This window comes from Nocardia testacea NBRC 100365 (assembly GCF_000308775.1).
GTDB classification, from domain to species: domain Bacteria; phylum Actinomycetota; class Actinomycetes; order Mycobacteriales; family Mycobacteriaceae; genus Nocardia; species Nocardia testacea.
In genome coordinates, this window is the sequence record NZ_BAGJ01000070.1 from 1 (window position 1) to 4,758 (window position 4,758).

At 70.6% G+C, this 4,758-nt stretch carries 5 protein-coding genes; all 5 read left to right on the forward strand.

Translation table 11 applies throughout. The features are described from left to right. On the forward strand, positions 1–593 hold a 593-nt coding region (locus tag ON38_RS08830; RefSeq protein ID WP_157181707.1), incomplete at its 5' end, for a Trp biosynthesis-associated membrane protein. Between the two features lie 143 nt (positions 594–736). Beyond that, on the forward strand, positions 737–1,555 hold the full coding sequence (gene trpC / locus ON38_RS08835) for an indole-3-glycerol phosphate synthase TrpC (RefSeq protein WP_039823899.1): 819 nt from the start codon (positions 737–739) through the stop codon (positions 1,553–1,555). Continuing rightward, positions 1,552–2,847: a tryptophan synthase subunit beta gene (gene trpB, locus ON38_RS08840; RefSeq protein ID WP_085995374.1), complete on the forward strand. Its 1,296-nt coding sequence runs from the start codon at positions 1,552–1,554 to the stop codon at positions 2,845–2,847. The genes trpC and trpB overlap by 4 nt, the downstream gene beginning before the upstream one ends. Further along, positions 2,844–3,644, forward strand: a complete 801-nt coding sequence (trpA, locus tag ON38_RS08845) for a tryptophan synthase subunit alpha (protein WP_039823903.1) — start codon at positions 2,844–2,846, stop codon at positions 3,642–3,644. Before trpB ends, trpA begins: the two co-directional genes overlap by 4 nt. A gap of 81 nt (positions 3,645–3,725) precedes the next feature. Beyond that, positions 3,726–4,758 (forward strand): prolipoprotein diacylglyceryl transferase (gene lgt, locus ON38_RS08850; protein ID WP_373281200.1); only part of this gene is annotated, 1,033 nt, incomplete at its 3' end.

Sequence of the window (4,758 nt, forward strand, 5' to 3'; positions counted from 1 at the left end):
TGGCGCTGGTGCTGCTCGCCGCGATCGCCGCCGTCCTGGCCACTCGCGGCTGGGTGCGCCGGGTGGTGGGAGTCCTGGTGGCCTTGATCGCCGCGGTGACCGCCGTCCCGGCCCTGGCGCTGCTCACCGGGTCCGGCGCCACCGAGCAGCGGGCGGCGGCGCTGGCCGAACTGCCCGGCCGGGCGCAGGTCCAGGAGTTGGTGACCACGCCGGGTGCGGCGGTGCTCGCGCTGGCCGGGGCGGTGGCCGCGTTCGGCGCGGGGCTGCTGCTGGCGCGGATGCCGGCCGGTGCCGAGCAGCTCTCCGGCAAATACGACGCGCCTGCCACCCGCAAGGCGGCCGCGACGCGGGCGGTCCAGGGGGGCACGGCGGGGGCGCCGCTGCCGGAACGGGTGCTCTGGGATGCCCTCGACGCCGGAGCCGATCCGACCGATCCCGCGGACACGGAGCCGGCGGCGCCGGGCGACACACCGGACACGCGCGATACCCGTTCCGATGCTCCGGGAAACATTTCCGGGGCACCCGGCCACGGCGAGAACCGGCCGGGTACGGCCGGAAAAGCGGATTCGGTGGAATCCCGCGACGCCCCTTAGCAGGTCGGCCGGGGCGGTGTGATCCGCCCCCGGCGTCACGGCGCCGCGCGCTTCCATTTACTCTTGTTCAGCATCGGTGAGACATCGCCTGGGGGAATCCTGCAGGCAGTAACTCGCGTCTCCCCAGAAAGGATTCGAGCCAGATGACGGTACTCGACTCGATTCTCGACGGGGTCCGCTCGGATGTAGCCGCTCGGGAAGCGGTGCTGGACTTCCCGGCGGTGAAGGCAGCGGCCGCCGCCGCGGCCCCGCCGCTCGATGCGAAGGCCGCCCTTCTCGAAGACGGTATCGGCGTGATCGCCGAAGTGAAGCGGGCCAGTCCCTCCAAGGGGGCACTTGCCGAGATCATCGATCCGGCCAGCCTCGCCAAGGCCTACGAGGACGGTGGCGCGCGCGTGATCAGCGTGCTCACCGAGGGCCGCCGTTTCCACGGATCGCTGGACGATCTGGACGCCGTCCGCGCCACGGTGAACATTCCGGTTCTGCGCAAGGATTTCGTCGTCGGCCCGTATCAGATCCACGAGGCCCGCGCCCACGGCGCCGATGTGATCCTGTTGATCGTCGCGGCGCTGGAGCAGGACACCCTGGCCTCGCTCATCGACCGCACCGAATCGCTCGGGATGACCGCGCTGGTCGAGGTGCACACCGAGGAGGAGGCCGATCGGGCGCTCACTGCGGGCGCCACGGTCATCGGCGTCAACGCCCGTAACCTCAAAACCCTCGAGGTCGATCGGGACTGCTTCTCCCGGATCGCTCCGGGGCTGCCCACCGAGGTCATCCGGATCGCCGAATCCGGGGTCCGCGGCACCGCCGATCTGCTCGCCTACGCGGGTGCCGGCGCGGACGCGGTACTGGTCGGCGAGGGTCTGGTGACCAGCGGTGACCCCCGCGCGGCGGTATCCGAACTTGTCACCGCGGGCACTCACCCGTCCTGCCCCAAACCGGCCCGGCGGGGGCGATGATGGCCCCGGGCGGTCCCTCGTCCACCAGCGCGCCGTTGCCCGCCGCGAGCCGGGGAGTGGCCCAGCGCAGTGAGCACGAGCCCGACGAGGGCGGCCACTTCGGCGTCTACGGCGGCCGGCATGTGCCCGAGGCGCTCATGGCGGTGATCGAGGAGGTCACCGCCGAATACGACAAGGCGCGGCTGGACCCGGACTTCCTCGCCGAACTCGACCGGCTGCAGCGCGACTACACCGGCCGTCCCTCGCCGGTCTTCGAATGCGTGAATCTCGCCGAGCACGCCGGGGGCGCGCGGATCCTGCTCAAACGCGAGGATCTGAACCACACCGGCTCACACAAGATCAACAATGTGCTGGGCCAGGCGCTGCTCGCCAAGCGGATGGGCAAGACCCGGATCATCGCCGAAACGGGCGCCGGGCAGCACGGTGTCGCCACCGCCACCGCGTGCGCGCTGCTGGGCCTGAAATGCATCGTCTACATGGGTGCCGTGGATACCGCGCGGCAGGCGCTCAACGTGGCCCGGATGCGGTTGCTCGGCGCCGAGGTCGTCTCGGTGACCCTGGGTTCGCAGACACTGAAGGACGCGATCAACGAGGCGCTGCGCGACTGGGTCACCAATGCCGACGACACCTACTACTGCTTCGGTACCGCCGCCGGGCCCCATCCTTTCCCGGTGATGGTCCGCGATTTCCAGCGGGTCGTCGGATTGGAGGCCCGCGCCCAGGTCCAGAGCCTGACCGGGCGTCTGCCCGACGTGGTCACCGCCTGCGTGGGCGGCGGCTCCAACGCCATCGGTATCTTCCACGCCTTCATCGACGATCCCGGCGTCCGGCTGATCGGGTACGAGGCCGCCGGCGACGGCGTGGAGACCGGACGGCACGCGGCCACTTTCGCCGGTGGTTCACCGGGCGCGTTCCAGGGCGCCTACTCGTACCTGCTGCAGGACGAGGACGGCCAGACCATCGACTCGCATTCCATCTCCGCCGGGCTGGACTATCCCGGGGTCGGCCCGGAGCACGCCTTCCTGAAGGATATCGGCCGCGCCGAGTACCTCCCGATCACCGATACCGCCGCGATGGACGCCCTGCTGCTGCTGAGCCGCGCGGAGGGCATCATCCCGGCCATCGAATCGGCGCACGCGGTCGCCGGGGCGATCGCACTCGGCCGGGAACTGGGCGAGGGCGCGATCATCCTGGTGAACCTGTCCGGTCGCGGTGACAAGGATATGGATACCGCCGCCCGCTGGTTCGGGCTCTTCGACGATCCGGACAGCGGCAAGGAGAACGGTCAGTGAGTTCCGATTCCCGACTCGGCCCCACCTTCGCCGCCTGCCGGGCCGAAAACCGGGCCGCGCTCATCGGATATCTGCCCGCCGGATACCCGGACCTCGACGGGTCGAGGCAGGTCGTGCGGGCGATGGTCGAATCCGGTTGCGATATTGTCGAAGTCGGCGTCGCCTACTCCGATCCGGTGATGGACGGACCCACCATCCAGGCCGCGGCCGATCAGGCGCTGCGCGGCGGGGTCCGGGTGCGCGATGTGTTCTCCGTGGTCGAGGCCGTGACGAGCGCGGGCGCGCAGGCCGTGGTGATGACCTACTGGAATCCGGTCCTCAAATACGGTGTGGACCGTTTCGCCCGGGATCTGGCCGCGGCCGGTGGGGCCGGGTTGATCACCCCGAACCTGATCCCGGAGGAGGCCGGTGACTGGTTCGCCGCCTCCGAGGCCCATCACCTGGACCGGATCTTCCTGGTCGCCCCGTCCTCCACCGAGGAGCGGCTGGCCTCCACCCTCGAGGCCAGCTCCGGATTCGTCTACGCCGCGTCGACCATGGGTGTCACCGGCGCACGCGATGCCGTCTCGACCATGGCGCCCGCGCTGTGCGCCCGGATCCGCGAGCACAGCGAGATTCCGATCGGGGTGGGCCTGGGCGTGCGCTCGGGCGCGCAGGCCGCGGAGATCGCCGCGTACGCCGACGGCGTGATCGTCGGCTCCGCGCTCGTATCGGCGGCAGCGCAGGGCCTGGACGCGGTGCGCGCACTGACCGGCGAGCTGGCCGGCGGGGTCCGCGCGGCGGCCGTCGCGTCCTGATCCGCGCGCTGCTCATGACACACGGGTGGAGCCCGTACGTGCCCGGATAACCGGCTCGACTACGGTGGCCCCGTGACCGTTATCGCCGCACCGGATACCGTCGCGACCGCCGGGACCCCCGGCGGCGCCGTACCGCACGCCGCCGATCTGCTGGCCTACCTGCCCAGTCCGCCACAGGGTGTCTGGGAGATCGGGCCGTTCCCCCTGCGGGCGTATGCGATCTGCATCATCATCGGCATCATCGTCGCCATCTGGTGGGGCGAGAAACGCTGGCAGGCCCGTGGCGGCGAAGCCGGCACCGTGCTGGACGTCGCGGTCTTCGCCGTTCCGTTCGGCCTCATCGGCGGTCGCCTCTATCACGTCGCCACCGACTGGCAGAAGTACTTCGGCGCCGACGGCAACCCGATGGACGCGCTGAAGATCTATCAGGGTGGGCTCGGCATCTGGGGCGCGGTCTTCTTCGGCGCCATCGGGGCCTGGATCGCCTGCCGCATCTACAAGATCCCGCTGCCCGCACTCGGTGACGCCGTGGCCCCGGCGATTCTGCTTGCCCAGGCCATCGGGCGGCTCGGCAACTACTTCAACCAGGAGCTCTACGGCCGGGAGACCGACCTGCCGTGGGGGCTCGAGATCTACCTCCGGTTCGACGATTCCGGCCGGCTGGACATGATGAACGGCGTCTCCTCCGGCGAGGTGCATTCGATCGTGCACCCCACGTTCCTCTACGAGCTGATCTGGAACGTGCTGGTGGTGGTCGCGCTGGTGCTGATCGACCGCCGTTTCCGGGTCGGCCACGGCCGGCTGTTCGCCCTCTACGTGGCCGGTTACTGCTTCGGCCGGTTCTTCGTCGAGCTCATGCGTGACGACGAGGCCACGCAGATCGCGGGTATCCGGATCAACTCGTTCACCTCGGGTCTGGTGTTCCTCGCCGCGGTCGCCTATGTGCTCTTCGCGACCAAGGGACGCGAAACCCCCGCGCAGCTGAGCCCGGACGCGGCTCCCCGGCCGTGGCCGTGGCAGCTGGGTGCGCTGCGTGCGGCGGGTGCGGCCGGCGCGGCGGGTTCGGCGGCGACGGCCGACGGCCCCACCGACGAGGCGGGCCAGGACCTCACCG

What these genes read in the sequence shown, in the direction of transcription:
- trpC (WP_039823899.1), top strand. Translation starts at nt 737, where the DNA reads ATGACGGTACTCGACTCGATTCTCGACGGGGTCCGCTCGGATGTAGCC.
- trpB (WP_085995374.1), top strand. Translation starts at nt 1,552, where the DNA reads ATGATGGCCCCGGGCGGTCCCTCGTCCACCAGCGCGCCGTTGCCCGCC.